Raw genomic sequence first — 15517 nt, forward strand, 5'->3', positions numbered from 1 at the left:
CAGCTTGCTTCCAATAATAAGAAACCGGAGAACAACTCATGTCTTTAAGCGTGTTCGACCTGTTCAAGATTGGCATCGGCCCCTCCAGTTCCCACACCGTTGGCCCGATGCGTGCCGCCGCCCGCTTCGCCGAGGGCCTCAAGCGGGACGACCTGTTGCACGCCACCACCTGCGTCAAGGTGGAACTCTACGGTTCACTCGGCGCCACCGGCAAAGGCCACGGCAGTGACAAGGCCGTGCTGCTGGGCCTGGAAGGCGAACACCCGGACACCGTCGACACCGAAACCGTGGCCGCGCGCCTGGTGCAGATGCGCGGCGACGCTCGCTTGAACCTGCTCGGTGAACACAGCATTGCGTTCAACGAGAAAGAACACCTGGCGATGATTCGCAAACCCCTCGCCTACCACCCCAACGGCATGATCTTTCGTGCGTTTGACGCAGCCGGCATCCAGATCCGCAGCCGTGAGTACTACTCGGTGGGCGGTGGTTTTGTGGTGGATGAAGACGCGGCCGGCGCCGACCGGATCGTCGAAGACGCCACGCCCCTGACCTTCCCTTTCAAGCACGCCAAGGATTTGCTTGGCCATTGCACCACCTACGGGCTGTCCATCAGCCAGGTGATGCTGACCAACGAAAGCGCCTGGCGCCCGGAAGCCGAGACCCGCAGCGGCCTGCTGAAGATCTGGCAGGTCATGCAGGACTGCGTGGCGGCCGGCTGTCGCAATGAAGGCATCCTACCCGGTGGCTTGAAGGTCAAGCGCCGTGCGGCCGCGCTGCATCGCCAGTTGTGCAAGAACCCGGAATCGGCGCTGCGCGACCCGCTGTCGGTGCTGGATTGGGTCAACCTGTATGCCCTGGCGGTCAACGAAGAAAACGCCAACGGCGGGCGCGTGGTCACGGCGCCCACCAACGGTGCCGCCGGGATTGTGCCGGCGGTGTTGCATTACTACATGCGCTTTATCCCCGGCGCCAATGAGGACGGGGTGGTGCGCTTCCTGCTGACCGCCGCGGCCATCGGCATCCTCTACAAAGAAAACGCCTCGATCTCCGGGGCTGAGGTCGGCTGCCAGGGCGAAGTGGGCGTGGCCTGTTCCATGGCCGCCGGAGCCTTGTGTGAAGTGCTGGGCGGCACCGTCTCCCAGGTGGAGAACGCCGCCGAAATCGGCATGGAGCATAACCTCGGCCTGACCTGCGACCCGATTGGCGGCCTGGTGCAGGTGCCCTGCATCGAGCGCAATGCCATGGGTTCGGTGAAGGCGATCAATGCGGTGCGCATGGCCTTGCGCGGTGATGGGCAGCACTTCGTGTCCCTCGACAAGGTGATCCGCACCATGCGCCAGACCGGCGCCGATATGAAAAGCAAATACAAGGAAACCGCCCGTGGCGGTTTGGCCGTCAACATTATCGAGTGCTGATGCTTATAAACGCGCCAGCACGTTTTTCAGGAGCTGAATATGTCCACCGAAACCCTGTTGAAAACCCCGCTGCACGCCCTGCACCTTGAACTGGGCGCACGCATGGTGCCGTTCGCCGGTTATGACATGCCGGTGCAATACCCCCTGGGCGTGATGAAAGAACACCAGCACACCCGTGAACAGGCCGGGTTGTTTGATGTGTCGCACATGGGCCAGATCCGCCTGACCGGGTCCAACGCCGCCAAGGCCCTGGAAACCCTGGTGCCGGTGGATATCATCGACCTGCCCGTGGGCATGCAGCGCTACGCCATGTTCACTAACGACCAGGGCGGCATCCTCGATGACCTGATGGTCGCCAACCTGGGTAACGACGAGCTGTTTCTGGTGGTCAACGCCGCCTGCAAGGATCAGGACCTGGCGCACCTGCGCCAGCATCTGGGCGAGCAATGCCAGATCGAGCCACTGTTTGAAGAGCGCGCCCTGCTGGCCCTGCAAGGCCCGGCAGCGGTGAAAGTACTGGCGCGCCTGGCGCCGGAAGTGACCAAGATGACCTTTATGCAGTTCGCGCCCCTGCGCCTGCTGGGGGTCGAGTGCTACGTCAGCCGTTCCGGCTATACCGGCGAAGACGGTTTTGAGATCTCGGTGCCTGCGGCCAGTGCCGAAAGCCTGGCCCGTAGCCTGCTGGCCGAAACTGAAGTCGAAGCTATCGGCCTCGGCGCCCGCGACTCCCTGCGCCTGGAAGCCGGGCTGTGCCTCTATGGCCACGATATGAACACCGAGACCACGCCGATTGAAGCCAGCCTGCTGTGGGCGATTTCCAAGGCCCGTCGCGCCGATGGCGCGCGTGCCGGGGGCTTCCCGGGGGCAGATCGGATTTTCACCCAGCAGCAAACCGGCGTCAGCCGCAAACGCGTTGGCCTGCTGCCCCAGGAACGCACCCCGGTCCGTGAAGGCGCCGAGATTGTCGATGAACACGGCACCGTGATCGGCCGTGTGTGCAGCGGCGGCTTTGGCCCGAGCCTCGGCGGCCCGCTCGCCATGGGCTACCTCGACACGGCCTTTACCGCGCTGGAGAGCGAAGTCTCTGCATTAGTGCGTGGGAAAAAGGTGCCACTTCGTGTAAGTAAAATGCCATTCGTGCCACAACGTTACTACCGTGGCTGATCGACTGTTCCTATAAGTAACGCGGTTGTGTTCATTTGCACTAATCTGTAACGCAACCGCCATAAAATAGTGCACTGACGATAGTCAATATTATATCGATTAACCTATAACAAGTGACCCACGCTATCGAATAACACAGTGCCGCAATGTTGACCGAAGTGTCATGAAGGCGAGTAAATACGTGGCTTGCAGAGGGCTTGTTTTTTCTGTGTTAGTTGTCGTAGAGTTTGCCCACTGTGTTTGCATGGGTCGCTTTGAACCTGGACCTGGGCAGTAGCCAAAGTTTGCTACAACCCGTTCGACGTCTCTTACTTTCCTGCAACCCAGCCCAGTACTCTTTCAGGTGAAAGGGGCTGTCATTAATTTTTAGCGTCAAGGAAATAAGAAAATGGCTGAACGTCAGAGCGGTACCGTCAAGTGGTTTAACGACGAGAAAGGTTTTGGTTTTATCACTCCAGAAAGCGGTGCGGATCTGTTCGTGCATTTCCGCGCTATCCAGGGCAACGGTTTCAAGAGCCTGAAAGAAGGCCAGAAAGTGACCTTCATCGCCGTGCAGGGCCAGAAAGGCATGCAGGCTGACGAAGTACAAGCAGAAGCCTGATCCTTACTGCGACAAAAAGCCTCTGATGGTGACATCAGAGGCTTTTTTATGTGCGTTTGTCCGTAAAATGGCTTTTTTCCTCCAGAGAGCCGAGCCATGTCGAAACACCTGCTAAGCCCCCAAGGCGAATTCCCCGCCGTTGGCCTGGGCCGTCGTCTGGCAGCGATGTTCTATGACTTCCTGTTGTGTACCGCCCTGCTGATCGTCACCGCCTTCCTCTATAAGCTGGTGTGGATTGCCTTTGTCGGTGAAGCGAAGATGCGCACGCTCTCGGAGTCCGGCGCCCTGGACGGTGATCCGTTGCTGTCGACGATTCTGTTTTTTGTGCTGTTTGGCTTCTTCGCCAAGTTCTGGACCCATTCCGGACAGACCCTGGGCATGCAGGTGTGGGGCGTACGTGTGCAGAATGCGGACGGCTCGCGCATCAGCCTGTGGCAGGCGCTGTTGCGTTTTGTGGTGTCGATTGCGTCGTGGTTGTGCGCGGGGCTGGGGTTTATCTGGTCGCTGGTGGACAAGAAACAGCGGGCCTGGCATGACATCTATTCGGACACGCAATTGGTGCGGATCCCGAAGAAAAAGAAATAGCCCCAGGCCAATGAAATCTAAATGTGGGAGCGGGCTTGCCCGCGATGGCGGTGTGTCAGTCACTACATGTGCAGACTGATCCACCGCTATCGCGGGCAAGCCCGCTCCCACATTTTTTGCTGCATCAGCCGTGGATCAGGCGTTGCCCGCCAGCTTCAGGCGGGCCGCCTGGGTAAAGTCCAGCATGCGCTTGAGTGGGCGCACGGCATGGGGGATCAAGGACGGCTCGACAAAGATCTCGTTGCTGCCTTCCCGCAGGCATTGCAACGTGCGCTCCAGGGTATTCATCGCCATCCACGGGCAGTGCGCACAACTGCGGCACGCCGCGCCGTTGCCGGCGGTTGGCGCTTCGACAAACACCTTGTCCGGGCACAGCTGCTGCATCTTGTAGAAAATGCCGCGGTCAGTGGCGACGATAAACGTCTTGTTCGGCAAGCGCTGCGCCGCCGCAATCAACTGGCTGGTGGAACCCACGGCATCGGCCAACTCGATGACCGAGGTCGGTGACTCCGGGTGTACCAGGATCGCTGCGTCCGGGTACAGCGCCTTCATGTCTTCCAACTGCTTGGACTTGAACTCCTCGTGGACGATGCAGGCACCGTCCCACAGCAGCATGTCGGCACCGGTCTGGCGCTGGATATAGGTGCCCAGGTGCTTGTCCGGGCCCCAGATAATGGTCTCGCCGTTATCCATCAGGCTTTCGACGATTTCCAGGGCGCAACTGGAGGTCACCACCCAATCGGCACGGGCCTTGACCGCCGCCGAGGTGTTGGCATACACCACCACGGTGCGTTCCGGATGCTGATCACAGAACGCCGAGAACTCTTCCACCGGGCAACCCAGGTCCAGAGAGCATGTGGCTTCCAGGGTCGGCATCAGGATGCGCTTTTCGGGGGTGAGGATTTTCGCTGTCTCGCCCATAAAGCGCACGCCGGCGACCAGTACGGTCTTGGCCGGGTGGGCGGCGCCGAAGCGGGCCATTTCCAGGGAGTCGGAAACACAGCCACCGGTTTCTTCGGCCAGGGCCTGAATCACCGGGTCACAATAGAAGTGCGCCACCAGCACCGCGTCTTGAGCCTTGAGCTCGGCAGCAATGGCAGAACGTAAGCTTGCCTCTTGCTCGGCACTGAGCACCTTGGGCTGCTTGGCATCGAGGTGGGCTTGGACCAGAAGGCGTTCGGAAATTTGCGTCATGTTCGCAAGACCTGCAGGCGCAGTTGCGCGAAAGTCGAGTGTACCACCGGCTCCGGAGCCCTTCGGGCGCCGCCGGACGAAGTGATTGTGTTCATCAAGCACGGGTTAAGGTGAAGCTGCGCAAGGCTACAGAATATCGAATGGATTCAAAAGCCTAATATGCCGCAAAACGCCTACCCGGCGGGAGCATACGGGTGATATCCCGCGACATTGGCATCGTTTAGGGCGCAGGGACATTGCCCATTTCCCTGGCCAGGTCCAACCAGGCTCGTGCAGCCGGCGGCAGATGAGCATTGCGCCGCCAGGTCAAAGCAATATGCCAGTCGGTCTGAGGCTCATCCAGGGCAATCAGGGCAATGCCGGCATGCAAGTGTTTGTAGGCCAGCATGCGCGGCAGGAAGGCGACTCCCAGGCCCGCGCCCACCAGGTCGACGATAAAGTCGATCTGGGCGCTGCGCACCGAAACCTTCGGCGATACACCCCGACGCTCGCAGGCGGAAAGAATGATGCGGTTCAAGGCAAAACCGGCTTCGAACAGTATGAATGGCGAGTCGGACAGGTCGGAAAAATCCACACTCTCACGCCCGGCCAATGGATGGCTGCTGGGCAGGACGACCATCAGCGGCTCGACGCGCACGTCCTGATACTCAAACTCGCCCTCCACCGGCACCAGTAGCGCAGCCACATCCACCTCCCCCGCTTGCAGGCACTCGCCCAGCTTCTTGCTGCCGTGCTCGATCAGCTCAATCTCTATCTGTGGGTAACGCTGGCGGTACACTGCAAACATCGCCGCAAACAATTCACCACTGCCCACCGGCGGCAAGCCAATGCGCAATACGCCACGCTTGAGCCCCAGCAGGTCGTTGATCTCGGCGACCAAGTCACTGCGCTCGGCGAGCAACACCAGGGCGCGGCGGTAGGCAATTTCACCGGCTGCTGTCAGTTCGCTCTTATGGCCGATACGACTGAACAACGGCGTGCCCAACTCTTCTTCAAGGGTCTTGACCGCTTTGCTGACGCTCGATTGGGTAAGCGAAACCATCTCGGCCGCCTGTGAGAAACTGCCTTGGCGCACCACTTCGACAAAGGCTCGCAGCGTTCGCAGGTTCATGACTATTCCATTTGCGACTTGAATGAAGTTGTAAAAGTTGTTTTTACCATGAAATGCCTTTGACTATCCTCCACCCACCGTTTTCTTTATTCCGGGGCCTCACTGTTCATGATCATTTCGTCCGCATCGGATTACCGCGAAGCCGCACGCCGCAAACTGCCGCGTTTCCTGTTCGACTATATTGACGGTGGCGCGTACGCCGAGCACACCCTCAAGGCCAACAGTTCGGACCTGGCAGACATCAGCCTGCGCCAGCGTGTCCTGCGCAACGTCGAGAGCCTGAGCCTGGAGACCACGCTGTTCGACCAACCGCTGGCGATGCCGGTGGTCATGAGCCCGGTAGGCCTGACCGGCATGTTTGCCCGACGCGGGGAAGTCCAGGTGGCCAACGCGGCGGCCAATAAAGGGGTGCCGTTTTGCCTGTCGACCGTGTCGGTGTGCCCGATCGAGGAAGTAGCGTCGCAGACGGCGCAGTCGATCTGGTTTCAACTGTATGTGCTGAAAGACCGCGGCTTCATGAAAAACGCCCTGGAGCGTGCGCAAGCCGCCGGGGTGAAAACCCTGGTGTTTACCGTCGACATGCCCACCCCCGGCGCCCGCTACCGTGATGCCCATTCCGGCATGTCCGGCCCGTACGCCGCCCAGCGGCGCATGTTGCAGGCCGTGACCAAACCGGCCTGGGCTCTTGATGTAGGGCTGATGGGCCGCCCCCACGACCTGGGCAATATCTCCAAATACCTGGGCAAACCGACCCACCTTGAAGACTACATCGGCTGGCTCGCTACCAACTTCGACCCCTCCATCAGCTGGAAAGACCTGGAGTGGATCCGCGAGTTCTGGAAGGGCCCGATGATCATCAAGGGCATCCTCGACCCACAGGACGCCAAGGACGCGGTGAGTTTCGGCGCCGACGGCATCGTCGTGTCCAACCACGGCGGCCGCCAGCTCGATGGCGTGTTGTCCACCGCCAAGGCTCTGCCTGAGATTGCCCAGGCGGTTGGCAGCGACCTCACGGTGCTGGTGGACTCCGGGGTGCGTTCGGGGCTGGACGTGGTGCGCATGCTCGCCCTCGGCGCCCGTGGCGTATTGCTGGGACGAGCGCCTGCCTATGCGCTGGCTGCCGATGGCCAGCGCGGTGTAGAGAATCTGCTGGATATCTTTGCCAAGGAAATGCGCGTGGCCATGACCCTGACCGGGGTTACGTCGATTGCGCAGATTGATGAGTCAATCCTGGTGCGCGGGCAGATCTGACCCGCCAGCCTCAGGCTTCGCTGATTTTGCTGACACTGGTGATCTGTCCATTCCAGACCATCTCGTAATGGGCGGCCTGGACAATCGACGACACCGGCCTGGGTGTCAGCAACGCCCAGCAGTGATCGCCTTCTGAGCGCACCGACAGGTAACGAAGGCCGGGACAACCGGCCTTCTTTAGCGCGCCCCCCAAGCGCTGGGCGTGGCTGTAGTCGTCAGGGTCGTAGATCGGATCGCTCATCGGCACCGACGTCGCATCCTTCATGGCGTCGCCGGCAAAGGTGCAAGACAGCCCACGAAAAACAAAGCGCTCATAGTTAAGGCCATGAACTCCGGACCAATACTGGTTCTGGTGATAACGCACTTCTGCCAGTGCCGTCTCGACCGTGGCCGCCAGGTACAGCACGCCAAAATCACCCGCGCTGAAACGCGATCCGCCCGGATTGACGTGGGTGAACGGGGCAATGGCGTAGGAACATCCCACGATCCCGAAGGGGATTTCCCTACGGGGTATCAGCTCGATCCGACCGACCTCATTACCCAGTCGTGGGTTGGTCAGGGCCTGGATCTGATAGAGCGCCTCAAACTCGTCGGCATCCGCCACATCGTCAAACAACGCAATCGGCGGGAATTTGGAATTGACCAGGCGATGGGCGTGCAACAGCCCGCTGGGCAAATCGCCCAACTGGCTCACCTTCACCATTGCGCACCACGCAACACGTCAATACGGCGGAAGGTCTCGTACAGGGAAATCATATCGCCCTGGGCCATAACCTCGAGGGGCGAGCGCCCGTTGAAAAACGCATTGTCGTTGGCCATCGCCGCAAAGCCGTACACGTTCTCGGGGTTATCGAACACCATGCGCAGCGTGGCGTGGATGTTCAGCACAAAACTGATGCGCTGCATCTGGTCGGCATCCAGGCTCACCGACCACGCGGCATCGCGCTGCCGCGCACGGGTATAAGTGCTGCGCGAGATACGCAGGATGCGACAGGCCTGGTCGCTGCTGGCCTGCCATTTTTCCAGGATGCCCACGGCCGCCCGGAGTCCGGCGACACATTGCTCCCGGGTGAAGGGCTGTGCTTGAAGGGCTAGGCTCATGGTTGCCACCTCGGAATTAATCTATAGATTCAAATATAGACAATATGAGTCTACAGAGCAAACCAGCGTTGGATAAACGTCAGCTATTACAACCAAAACCATCAGCAGTGTGGTTTTTGTATTTCGAATCGCACTTTACCGCCTGATGGGTGAGAATGGTTCCCGTCTACCTCTTCCCAATCTCTTTGTGCACGAGCCCCCAAGAAATGGAATTCAACGCGCCTTCTTCGTCCCGCTGGCTCCTGGCCTTGTTCGGTGCAAGCCTGCTGTCACTGTCCGGCTGCCAGAGCCACACCCCCGAACAGGCGGCAGCCTCAGCGGCAGCACAGCTGCAACAAAAAGACGAAAAATTCGTCACTACGTTCCAAACGATATTGCGCGGCTATGCCCTGGCCGCCAATGAACAGGAACTGACGGGGGTGATGAATATGATCCTGACCGTCGATGCGCAGAACCACGTAGTGGACTGCTCAGCCCAACGCGGAACCCTGCTGCCCAACGAGGGCCAGAACAACCTGCGCCAGGCAAAGCTGGCCAAACTGGTCACCGAACTGTGCTGGACCACCTTGTTTCCCGAAGTCTCGCCCAAGGTCTTCGCCGATGCCAAGGACACCCAAAAGATTATCGCCCCCATGGTGTTCACCCCTCTGATTGGGCTTTCGGAAGAACAGCAACAACTGCAGAAAAAGCGCATCGACCTCTACCGGCAGATCCGCTTCTTCCGTGAGCAATTGTTTGTCGGGCATGACCCCCAGAGTATTGGCGTCGCGAGCTTCCACTTCATCGCCGATGCCCAGGGCAAAGTGAGTGAGTGCATGGTCAACCTGAATCAAAGCCCGTACCGCTCACAAGGCTTCAAGGTAGATAGCGCGTTGCAGCAGCGCCTTGTCACGCAGTGCAAACGACTGGACTTGCGACAGATGCAGGGGTTTGCCAACTACCCTCAAGGCCTGCCCCAGGGTTACGTGGAGGTGGACTACAGCCCTTGGATGAATGGAGCCAAGCAGCTTTGAGCCTAGGGTTGCGGCGCGGTTCAGGGGCAGCCGAAGCCCATCTTCAGCCGATCGACATCAACCCACCCACGAAATGAATGGTCGCCGCAGACGGCTGCCTGTCTAACCGGCAAGCAGCACGTCACGCTGCCAGAGAGCCCTGCGCGTGCTTTTGCACCAGGCAAAAAAAAACCCGGAAATCCTCACTTGCGTGGGCCTTCCGGATTTTCTAAACCGCCAAAAATGGTGGGTCGTGTGGGATTCGAACCTACGACCAATTGGTTAAAAGCCAACTGCTCTACCAACTGAGCTAACGACCCGCTGTGTGGTGGCGCGTATAATACTGATTTCTAAGGATTATTCAACACCTTATTTTAAATAAATCAGAAATAACGCGTTGGGTCAGTAATTCCGGCCGCTTGGAAGCCTTCAGCGCGCAGGCGGCAGCTGTCACATTTCCTACAGGCACGACCATCATTGTCCGCCTGGTAGCAGGAAACAGTCAGCGAGTAGTCGACACCCAGCCTTACACCCGCCTTCACGATATCCGCCTTGCTCAGGTTTTGCAGCGGCGCCTGGATACGGAAGCCGTGGCCTTCTACGCCGGCCTTGGTCGCCAGGTTGGCCATACGCTCGAACGATTCGACGAACTCTGGGCGGCAGTCCGGGTAGCCGGAGTAGTCCACGGCGTTGACGCCGATAAAGATGTCACGGGCGTTGAGCACTTCTGCCCAGCCCAGGGCCAGCGAGAGGAACACGGTGTTACGGGCCGGCACATAGGTGACCGGAATGCCCTCTGTGGGCGCCTCAGGCACGTCGATGGTGTTGTCGGTCAAGGCCGAGCCGCCAATGCCATTGAGGTTCAGGCCGATTACCTTGTGCTCCACCACACCGAGGTCGCGGGCAACCCGGGCGGCGGCGTGCAACTCGGCATGGGAACGCTGGCCGTAGTCGAAGCTCATGGTGTAGCAGCTGTAACCCTCGGCACGGGCCATCGCCACCACGGTGGCGGAGTCAAGGCCGCCGGACAGCAGGATTACCGCACGTTTTTGATCAGTCGTTTGTTCAGTCATTTCAGCGTCCCGGCTCGTCATTCCAAAGGTATTTATGCAGCTGCAATTGCAGGCGCACCGGCAGGTTGTCCGCAACCACCCAATCAGCGAGGTCGCGAGCGTTCAAGTCATGGTGGCTTGGAGAGAACAACACCTCGCCGGCGCGTCGGTCCAGGCCGTACTGGATCAGCTTGGAGTTGGCCCAGTCATAGTCGTCCCGCGAACAAATGACGAACTTGACCTGGTCGTTGGCCGTCAGCAGCTCGATGTTCTCATAACGGTTGCGATGCGCCTCCTTGGAGTCCGGGGTTTTCAAGTCAACCACTCGGCTGACGCGAGGATCGACCGCGGAAATGTCCAGGGCACCACTGGTTTCCAGCGACACTTCGTAACCGGCGTCACACAGTTGCTTGAGCAAAGGAATGGCATTGGGCTGGGCCAGGGGCTCGCCGCCTGTCACGCAGACGTAGCGCGGCCGGAAGCCTGCAACCTGCTCCAGGATGTCGTCGAGGGTACGAATGGTGCCGCCGCTGAAGGCGTAGGCGCTGTCACAGTACTGGCAGCGCAGCGGGCAGCCAGTGAGGCGCACAAATACTGTGGGCAGGCCGGCAGTGCGCGTTTCACCCTGTAACGAGTAAAAAACTTCGGTGATGCGTAATGTGTCTTGCATAGTCGCCACGGGCGTAACAGCTAAACAGGCTGTCCGCCTCCGTCAGGCACTTCATGGGATCCCGGCAAAGCGTGAACCCCAAAAAGCGTATTTCATAAAAGGGCGTGGATTCTAACGAAAAAACCCGCGACAGGCGCGGGTTTCTTCCAAGCGGGACAGCACTGCTTACAAACGCTGCAAATCGCGCTGAGCCAACTGGGCAGCAGAGGTCCCAGGATATTGGGCCACTACTTGCTGCAGAATGCCTTTGACCTTGTCGGTATGACCCAGGCGGCGCTCTACGTCAGCCAGTTTGTACAACGAATCAGGCACCTTGGCATGCTTGGGGTAAAGCTGGCTGACCTTGGCAAACGCCTGGCCTGCACCTTGCAAATCACCCTTGGCCAGGTTGACCTCACCCAACCAGTACTGGGCGTTGCCCGCGTACTGGCTGTTTGGATAACGTCCCAGGAAAGCGGTGAACGCTTTGCTGGCCCTGTCGAAATCCTTGGCTTTGATCAGGTCGAAGGCTGCATCGTAATACAGCTTTTCCTTGGCCGGATCAGCCGGTTCACTGCTGGCCGCTGGGGCCTGGGCGGCTGCACCACCGGCGGCGCTTGCAGCGCCACCGGCAGAAGAATTCTCAGGAGTCGCGGCAGGTGTAACGCCGGTTCCTATACGCCGATCAAGATCCTGGTATCGCTCCAGGCCTTCTTGCTTCAGGCGGTTCACTTCATTTTGCAGAACCTCAATCGCACCTTGTTGCTGTGCCAATTGATCCTGCATGCGTTGCAGCTGGTTGAACAGCTCGCCCTGTGCCGAGGGAGCGGCAGTAACCGCTCCCCCTGCATAGGCGCCGTTCGTGCCATAACCTGCTGGTGGATAACTACTCCCACTATTGTTATAGCCAGAGTTGCTATCTTCCACGGGAACCGCAGCCCACACCGCAAGCGGTGCGAGGCTGAGAGCCAATACGGTTACTACACGACGGCACGTTCGCATGACGAATTACTTACGCAGTTCGACGCGACGGTTTTGAGCCCAGGATTGCTCGTCGTTGCCGGTAGCAACTGGACGCTCTTCACCGTAGGAAACCAGTTCCAGCTGAGCTGGGGAAACACCTTGCAGTACCAGGTAGCGCTGAACGGCTTTCGCACGACGCTCGCCCAGTGCCATGTTGTACTCACGAGTACCACGTTCGTCGGTGTTGCCTTCCAGAACAACGCGAGCGCCGTTACCTTTCAGGTCTTTCGCGTGAACGTCCAGAGCGCGCATGGCTTCTGGCTTCAGGTCCGAACTGTCGTATTCGAAGTAGAAAGTGGTGATTGCGCGCAGAGCAGCTTCTTCGCTCAGGGAGCCGTCAACTGCACCAGTGTTAGCGCCGTAACCAGCGTTTGGATCAACAGCTGCGCCTTCACCGGCATTGTCGCCGCCTTTAGACGAGCAACCAACGGCTACGGACAGAGCCAGAGCCAGAGCAGCAAACTTACCAAACTTCAGCATTTCCATCGTGAAACTCCTAATGAACCCCAGTGTGTTAAGTACTTCTTTTTGTAGCGCCGCGTCAGTTCAGGTAAGGGGACCAGGATGGTTCTCTGACTTCGCCTTGTGCGGTAGGAAGCGGGAGCCTTACGCGTCCATTAATGGACACGAGCATCAAGACTCCCCGGCCCTGCTGGCGGGTGGCGTAGATTACCATGGTGCCGTTGGGCGCAACAGTAGGCGACTCATCAAGAGTGCTATCTGTGAGGATTTTTACGCTTCCGCGCTGCAAATCCTGGGCCGCCACCTTGAAATTAGTGAAACCATCCTGGCGATGGATCATTACCAGGGTCTTTTCATCAGCCGAAAGCTTCGGATTGGCGTTGTAGTTACCGATAAAGGTCACACGCTCCGCACCGCCACCGCCAACACTGCTCTTATAGATCTGCGGTTTGCCGCCACGGTCTGAAGTGAAGTAGATGGTCGAACCATCCTTGCCCCAGAACGGTTCGGTGTTGATGCCAGGACCGGAAGTGACGCGGGTGATCTGGCGCGAACCGAGGTTCATCACGTAGATATCCGGGTTACCGTCCTTGGACAGCACGAATGCCAGGCGATTGCCATCCGGCGACCAGGCTGGCGCGCCGTTCAGGCCCTCGAAGTTGGTGATCTGCTCACGGCGACCGGTATCAATGTGCTGAACGAAGATGCGCGGACGCTTCTGTTCAAACGACACGTAGGCGATACGCTTGCCATCCGGGGCAAAACGCGGCGACAGGATTGGCTCGCGCGATTGCAACAGAGTCACTGCACGGGCACCGTCGTAGTCCGAACGTTGCAGGGTGTAGCGGGTGTTGTTCACCGAGAAACGCTCAGCCGTCACGTACAGGATGCGGGTGGAGAACGCACCTTTGATACCGACCAGTTTCTCGAACGATTGGTCGGCGATGTAGTGCGCCATGTCCCGCAGTTGGTCGACGCTGCCCGATACGCTACCGGTCAGCACTTGCTGCTCGGTGGCCACGTTGAACAGGGCGTATTGCACCTGCAAGCGACCGCCTGCTGGAACAATGCTACCGACCATCAGGTACTGGGCGCCCAGGGCTTTCCAGTCACGGTAGATCACTTCGCTACCTTGGGTCGGCTGGCTGATCATGTTCTGTTTCGGAATTGGCGCGTAGTAACCCGAGTTGCGCAGGTCATTACCAATGATTTCCGCCATATCGTCCGGCAGCACGCTGCCGCCCTGCCAGCCAAACGGTACAACCGCAATCGGAGTGGCCCGATCGCTACCGCTGGTTACCAGGATGTTCTTTTCATCCGCCGCCGCTATCCCTGCCATGCAGCAAATAACGACAAGCATTCCTCGAAGAAGGTTTCTCACAAGGCTAGATCCTCAGGTGTGAATGTCATCTTGAATGAACGATAGGGAGCGAAGTCGCTTGGTTTCATTCCCTGCATCTCGGTCAGCCGGCCAATATTCTTGACCGCTGCAACCGCCGAACTGTCGAACGAACCATCGCCACTGGACTTGGCCACGCTGACCGAAGTCACCGTACCGTCCGGCAACATGCCGATCTGCAGCACGACTGTCATGCCTTTGCGTGCCGAAGGTGGACGTGTCCAGCCTTCCGCTGCGCGCGCGCGAATCAGATCGTCGAAACTGCCCGCGACTTCATCACCACGTTCATCGGCCAAGGCTTGCTGACGTTGCGGCGTGTCGGAAAGCAAATCTGCCAGGGCCTGGGCCTTTTTATCTTCGGCGGATTTGCGCGCTGCTTCCTGGGCCTTTTTCTTGGAGGCGTCGGCGGCAGCTTTTTTCTTCGCGTCGTCGGCGATTTTCTTCTTCGCCTCGTCTGCTTCAGCTTTTTTCTTGGCGTCTTCGGCGGCTTTCTTCTTCGCGTCTTCGACTATCTTCTTCTTGGCTTCTTCAGCGGCCTTTTTCTTGGCCTCTTCTTCAGCCGCTTTCTTGGCTTCTTCTTCAGATTTCTTCTTGGCTATATCAGCCAATTGTTTCTCTTCGGCTTTTTTAGCTTCGGCAGCTTTCTCGGCTTTCTTGGCTTCATCAGCCTTTTTCGCCTCGTCGGCCTTCTTCGCTTCGTCAGCCTTTTTCGATTCCTCGGCCTTTTGAGCCGCCTCGTCTTTCTTTTGTTCCGCAGCAGCCTTCACCGCTTCCTGCTCGACCTTCTTCTGTTCCATCTGTTCGACTTCAGTCTGGCGCGCAGCCGACTTCTGGGCCTCACCCGCAATCTTCTGATTGGTCTGGGTGGTGGCCTGACTTTTCGATTTCAGCTGATACAGGGTCGCCTGCACGATCGGCTTGGCTGGCGGCAGCTCCGGGGTCATGGCAAAGCTGACAAACAGCATGCCAAACACCAGAACGTGCAGGGCTATTGCCCAGACGCTAGGCCAGAAGAAGCTTTCCGAGGCGGACGGCTCTCGCTGTTGCTGCATCAGGGCGCCTCGGTAATCAAGCCAACATTACCGACCCCGGCTTTCTGCAGCCCACCCATGGCGCCCATGACGGAGCCATAGTCGACCGACTTGTCACCGCGGATGAACACCTGGGTGTGCTTGCCGCCTTCGTTGCCGGCGCGGATGATTTTGGTCACGGCGTCGGTCATTTGCGGCAAGGTCATGGCCTTGTCCTGCTGCTTCTGGGTATCGACTTCGCTGCCAAGGTTCCAGTAATAGGTCTTGTCAGCCTTGATCGAAATGGTCAGGACCTGGGTGTTGTTGTCCTGCGGCAAGGCTTCGCTGGAAACCTTGGGCAGATCAACTTTCACCCCCTGATTGAGCATCGGCGCGGTCACCATGAAGATCACCAGCAGCACCAGCATCACGTCGATGTAAGGCACTACGTTCATCTCGGCGACCGGCTTGCGCTTTTTGCGAGCTCGAGCGATTAAAGCCATTGGGA

At 58.9% G+C, this 15517-nt stretch carries 17 protein-coding genes and 1 tRNA gene; 6 read left to right on the top strand and 12 right to left on the bottom strand.

Going from position 1 to position 15517, the window contains the following annotated elements; translation table 11 throughout:
- Positions 1-38: 38 nt before the first annotated feature.
- From K1X80_RS22085 to K1X80_RS22100, 4 genes are all read left to right on the top strand, one after another.
- Positions 39-1415, top strand: coding sequence for an L-serine ammonia-lyase (locus K1X80_RS22085; protein ID WP_057960516.1), 1377 nt, complete (start codon positions 39-41; stop codon positions 1413-1415).
- A 39-nt stretch (positions 1416-1454) separates the two neighbouring features.
- On the top strand, positions 1455-2579 hold the full coding sequence (gene gcvT, locus K1X80_RS22090) for a glycine cleavage system aminomethyltransferase GcvT (RefSeq protein WP_057960517.1): 1125 nt from the start codon (positions 1455-1457) through the stop codon (positions 2577-2579).
- A 388-nt stretch (positions 2580-2967) separates the two neighbouring features.
- On the top strand, positions 2968-3180 hold the full coding sequence (locus K1X80_RS22095; RefSeq protein ID WP_029241865.1) for a cold-shock protein: 213 nt from the start codon (positions 2968-2970) through the stop codon (positions 3178-3180).
- 96 nt (positions 3181-3276) lie between these two features.
- Positions 3277-3765, top strand: a complete 489-nt coding sequence (locus K1X80_RS22100; RefSeq protein WP_029300279.1) for an RDD family protein — start codon at positions 3277-3279, stop codon at positions 3763-3765.
- A gap of 135 nt (positions 3766-3900) precedes the next feature.
- Here the strand turns inward: K1X80_RS22100 and nadA are convergent, their stop codons facing one another.
- Together nadA and K1X80_RS22110 are read right to left on the bottom strand one after the other, a co-directional pair.
- On the bottom strand, positions 3901-4959 hold the full coding sequence (nadA, locus tag K1X80_RS22105; RefSeq protein ID WP_029300280.1) for a quinolinate synthase NadA: 1059 nt from the start codon (positions 4957-4959) through the stop codon (positions 3901-3903).
- 220 nt (positions 4960-5179) lie between these two features.
- Complete coding sequence (locus K1X80_RS22110) at positions 5180-6070, bottom strand: LysR family transcriptional regulator (RefSeq protein ID WP_057440005.1); 891 nt, start codon at positions 6068-6070, stop codon at positions 5180-5182.
- Between the two features lie 108 nt (positions 6071-6178).
- On the opposite strand from K1X80_RS22110, the gene lldD reads away from it, so the two are divergent.
- A complete protein-coding gene (lldD, locus tag K1X80_RS22115; protein WP_120734006.1) occupies positions 6179-7321 on the top strand; it encodes an FMN-dependent L-lactate dehydrogenase LldD in 1143 nt (380 codons plus the stop codon).
- A 10-nt stretch (positions 7322-7331) separates the two neighbouring features.
- Here the strand turns inward: lldD and K1X80_RS22120 are convergent, their stop codons facing one another.
- Both K1X80_RS22120 and K1X80_RS22125 read right to left on the bottom strand, forming a co-directional pair.
- A complete protein-coding gene (locus K1X80_RS22120) occupies positions 7332-8024 on the bottom strand; it encodes an RES family NAD+ phosphorylase (RefSeq protein WP_057960519.1) in 693 nt (230 codons plus the stop codon).
- Complete coding sequence (locus K1X80_RS22125; RefSeq protein WP_057440007.1) at positions 8018-8422, bottom strand: antitoxin Xre-like helix-turn-helix domain-containing protein; 405 nt, start codon at positions 8420-8422, stop codon at positions 8018-8020. Before K1X80_RS22125 ends, K1X80_RS22120 begins: the two co-directional genes overlap by 7 nt.
- 206 nt (positions 8423-8628) lie before the next feature.
- Here K1X80_RS22125 and K1X80_RS22130 point away from each other — a divergent pair, with 206 nt between their 5' ends.
- The gene (locus K1X80_RS22130; protein ID WP_057960520.1) at positions 8629-9435 is read left to right on the top strand and encodes a hypothetical protein; all 807 of its coding nucleotides are present in this window, start codon (positions 8629-8631) and stop codon (positions 9433-9435) included.
- Between the two features lie 223 nt (positions 9436-9658).
- Here the strand turns inward: K1X80_RS22130 and K1X80_RS22135 are convergent.
- The 8 genes from K1X80_RS22135 to tolR all read right to left on the bottom strand — a co-directional run bounded on the left by K1X80_RS22135 (position 9659) and on the right by tolR (position 15503).
- Positions 9659-9734, bottom strand: a tRNA-Lys gene (locus K1X80_RS22135).
- 63 nt (positions 9735-9797) lie between these two features.
- Positions 9798-10487 (bottom strand): 7-cyano-7-deazaguanine synthase QueC, encoded by a 690-nt coding sequence (queC, locus tag K1X80_RS22140; RefSeq protein ID WP_057960521.1) that lies wholly within the window; start codon positions 10485-10487, stop codon positions 9798-9800.
- A gap of 1 nt (position 10488) precedes the next feature.
- Positions 10489-11136, bottom strand: a complete 648-nt coding sequence (gene queE, locus K1X80_RS22145) for a 7-carboxy-7-deazaguanine synthase QueE (protein ID WP_057441364.1) — start codon at positions 11134-11136, stop codon at positions 10489-10491.
- A 165-nt stretch (positions 11137-11301) separates the two neighbouring features.
- Positions 11302-12117, bottom strand: coding sequence for a tol-pal system protein YbgF (gene ybgF, locus K1X80_RS22150; protein WP_057960522.1), 816 nt, complete (start codon positions 12115-12117; stop codon positions 11302-11304).
- A gap of 6 nt (positions 12118-12123) precedes the next feature.
- On the bottom strand, positions 12124-12624 hold the full coding sequence (pal, locus tag K1X80_RS22155; RefSeq protein WP_029300299.1) for a peptidoglycan-associated lipoprotein Pal: 501 nt from the start codon (positions 12622-12624) through the stop codon (positions 12124-12126).
- 55 nt (positions 12625-12679) lie between these two features.
- Positions 12680-13960 (bottom strand): Tol-Pal system beta propeller repeat protein TolB, encoded by a 1281-nt coding sequence (gene tolB, locus K1X80_RS22160; RefSeq protein WP_154220440.1) that lies wholly within the window; start codon positions 13958-13960, stop codon positions 12680-12682.
- Positions 13961-13977: 17 nt separating this feature from the next.
- Positions 13978-15051, bottom strand: coding sequence for a cell envelope integrity protein TolA (gene tolA / locus K1X80_RS22165; protein WP_029300302.1), 1074 nt, complete (start codon positions 15049-15051; stop codon positions 13978-13980).
- Positions 15051-15503 (bottom strand): protein TolR, encoded by a 453-nt coding sequence (tolR, locus tag K1X80_RS22170; protein ID WP_162473200.1) that lies wholly within the window; start codon positions 15501-15503, stop codon positions 15051-15053. Before tolR ends, tolA begins: the two co-directional genes overlap by 1 nt.
- Between the last annotated feature and the right edge of the window lie 14 nt (positions 15504-15517).

This window comes from Pseudomonas sp. So3.2b (genome assembly GCF_019464415.1).
Taxonomy (GTDB): Bacteria; Pseudomonadota; Gammaproteobacteria; order Pseudomonadales; family Pseudomonadaceae; genus Aquipseudomonas; species Aquipseudomonas shahriarae.

Coding starts and splice junctions, on each gene's coding strand:
- K1X80_RS22085 (WP_057960516.1), top strand. CDS start 39: ATGTCTTTAAGCGTGTTCGACCTGTTCAAGATTGGCATCGGCCCCTCC.
- gcvT (WP_057960517.1), top strand. CDS start 1,455: ATGTCCACCGAAACCCTGTTGAAAACCCCGCTGCACGCCCTGCACCTT.
- K1X80_RS22095 (WP_029241865.1), top strand. CDS start 2,968: ATGGCTGAACGTCAGAGCGGTACCGTCAAGTGGTTTAACGACGAGAAA.
- K1X80_RS22100 (WP_029300279.1), top strand. CDS start 3,277: ATGTCGAAACACCTGCTAAGCCCCCAAGGCGAATTCCCCGCCGTTGGC.
- nadA (WP_029300280.1), bottom strand. CDS start 4,959: ATGACGCAAATTTCCGAACGCCTTCTGGTCCAAGCCCACCTCGATGCC.
- K1X80_RS22110 (WP_057440005.1), bottom strand. CDS start 6,070: ATGAACCTGCGAACGCTGCGAGCCTTTGTCGAAGTGGTGCGCCAAGGC.
- lldD (WP_120734006.1), top strand. CDS start 6,179: ATGATCATTTCGTCCGCATCGGATTACCGCGAAGCCGCACGCCGCAAA.
- K1X80_RS22120 (WP_057960519.1), bottom strand. CDS start 8,024: ATGGTGAAGGTGAGCCAGTTGGGCGATTTGCCCAGCGGGCTGTTGCAC.
- K1X80_RS22125 (WP_057440007.1), bottom strand. CDS start 8,422: ATGAGCCTAGCCCTTCAAGCACAGCCCTTCACCCGGGAGCAATGTGTC.
- K1X80_RS22130 (WP_057960520.1), top strand. CDS start 8,629: ATGGAATTCAACGCGCCTTCTTCGTCCCGCTGGCTCCTGGCCTTGTTC.
- queC (WP_057960521.1), bottom strand. CDS start 10,487: ATGACTGAACAAACGACTGATCAAAAACGTGCGGTAATCCTGCTGTCC.
- queE (WP_057441364.1), bottom strand. CDS start 11,136: ATGCAAGACACATTACGCATCACCGAAGTTTTTTACTCGTTACAGGGT.
- ybgF (WP_057960522.1), bottom strand. CDS start 12,117: ATGCGAACGTGCCGTCGTGTAGTAACCGTATTGGCTCTCAGCCTCGCA.
- pal (WP_029300299.1), bottom strand. CDS start 12,624: ATGGAAATGCTGAAGTTTGGTAAGTTTGCTGCTCTGGCTCTGGCTCTG.
- tolB (WP_154220440.1), bottom strand. CDS start 13,960: ATGCTTGTCGTTATTTGCTGCATGGCAGGGATAGCGGCGGCGGATGAA.
- tolA (WP_029300302.1), bottom strand. CDS start 15,051: ATGCAGCAACAGCGAGAGCCGTCCGCCTCGGAAAGCTTCTTCTGGCCT.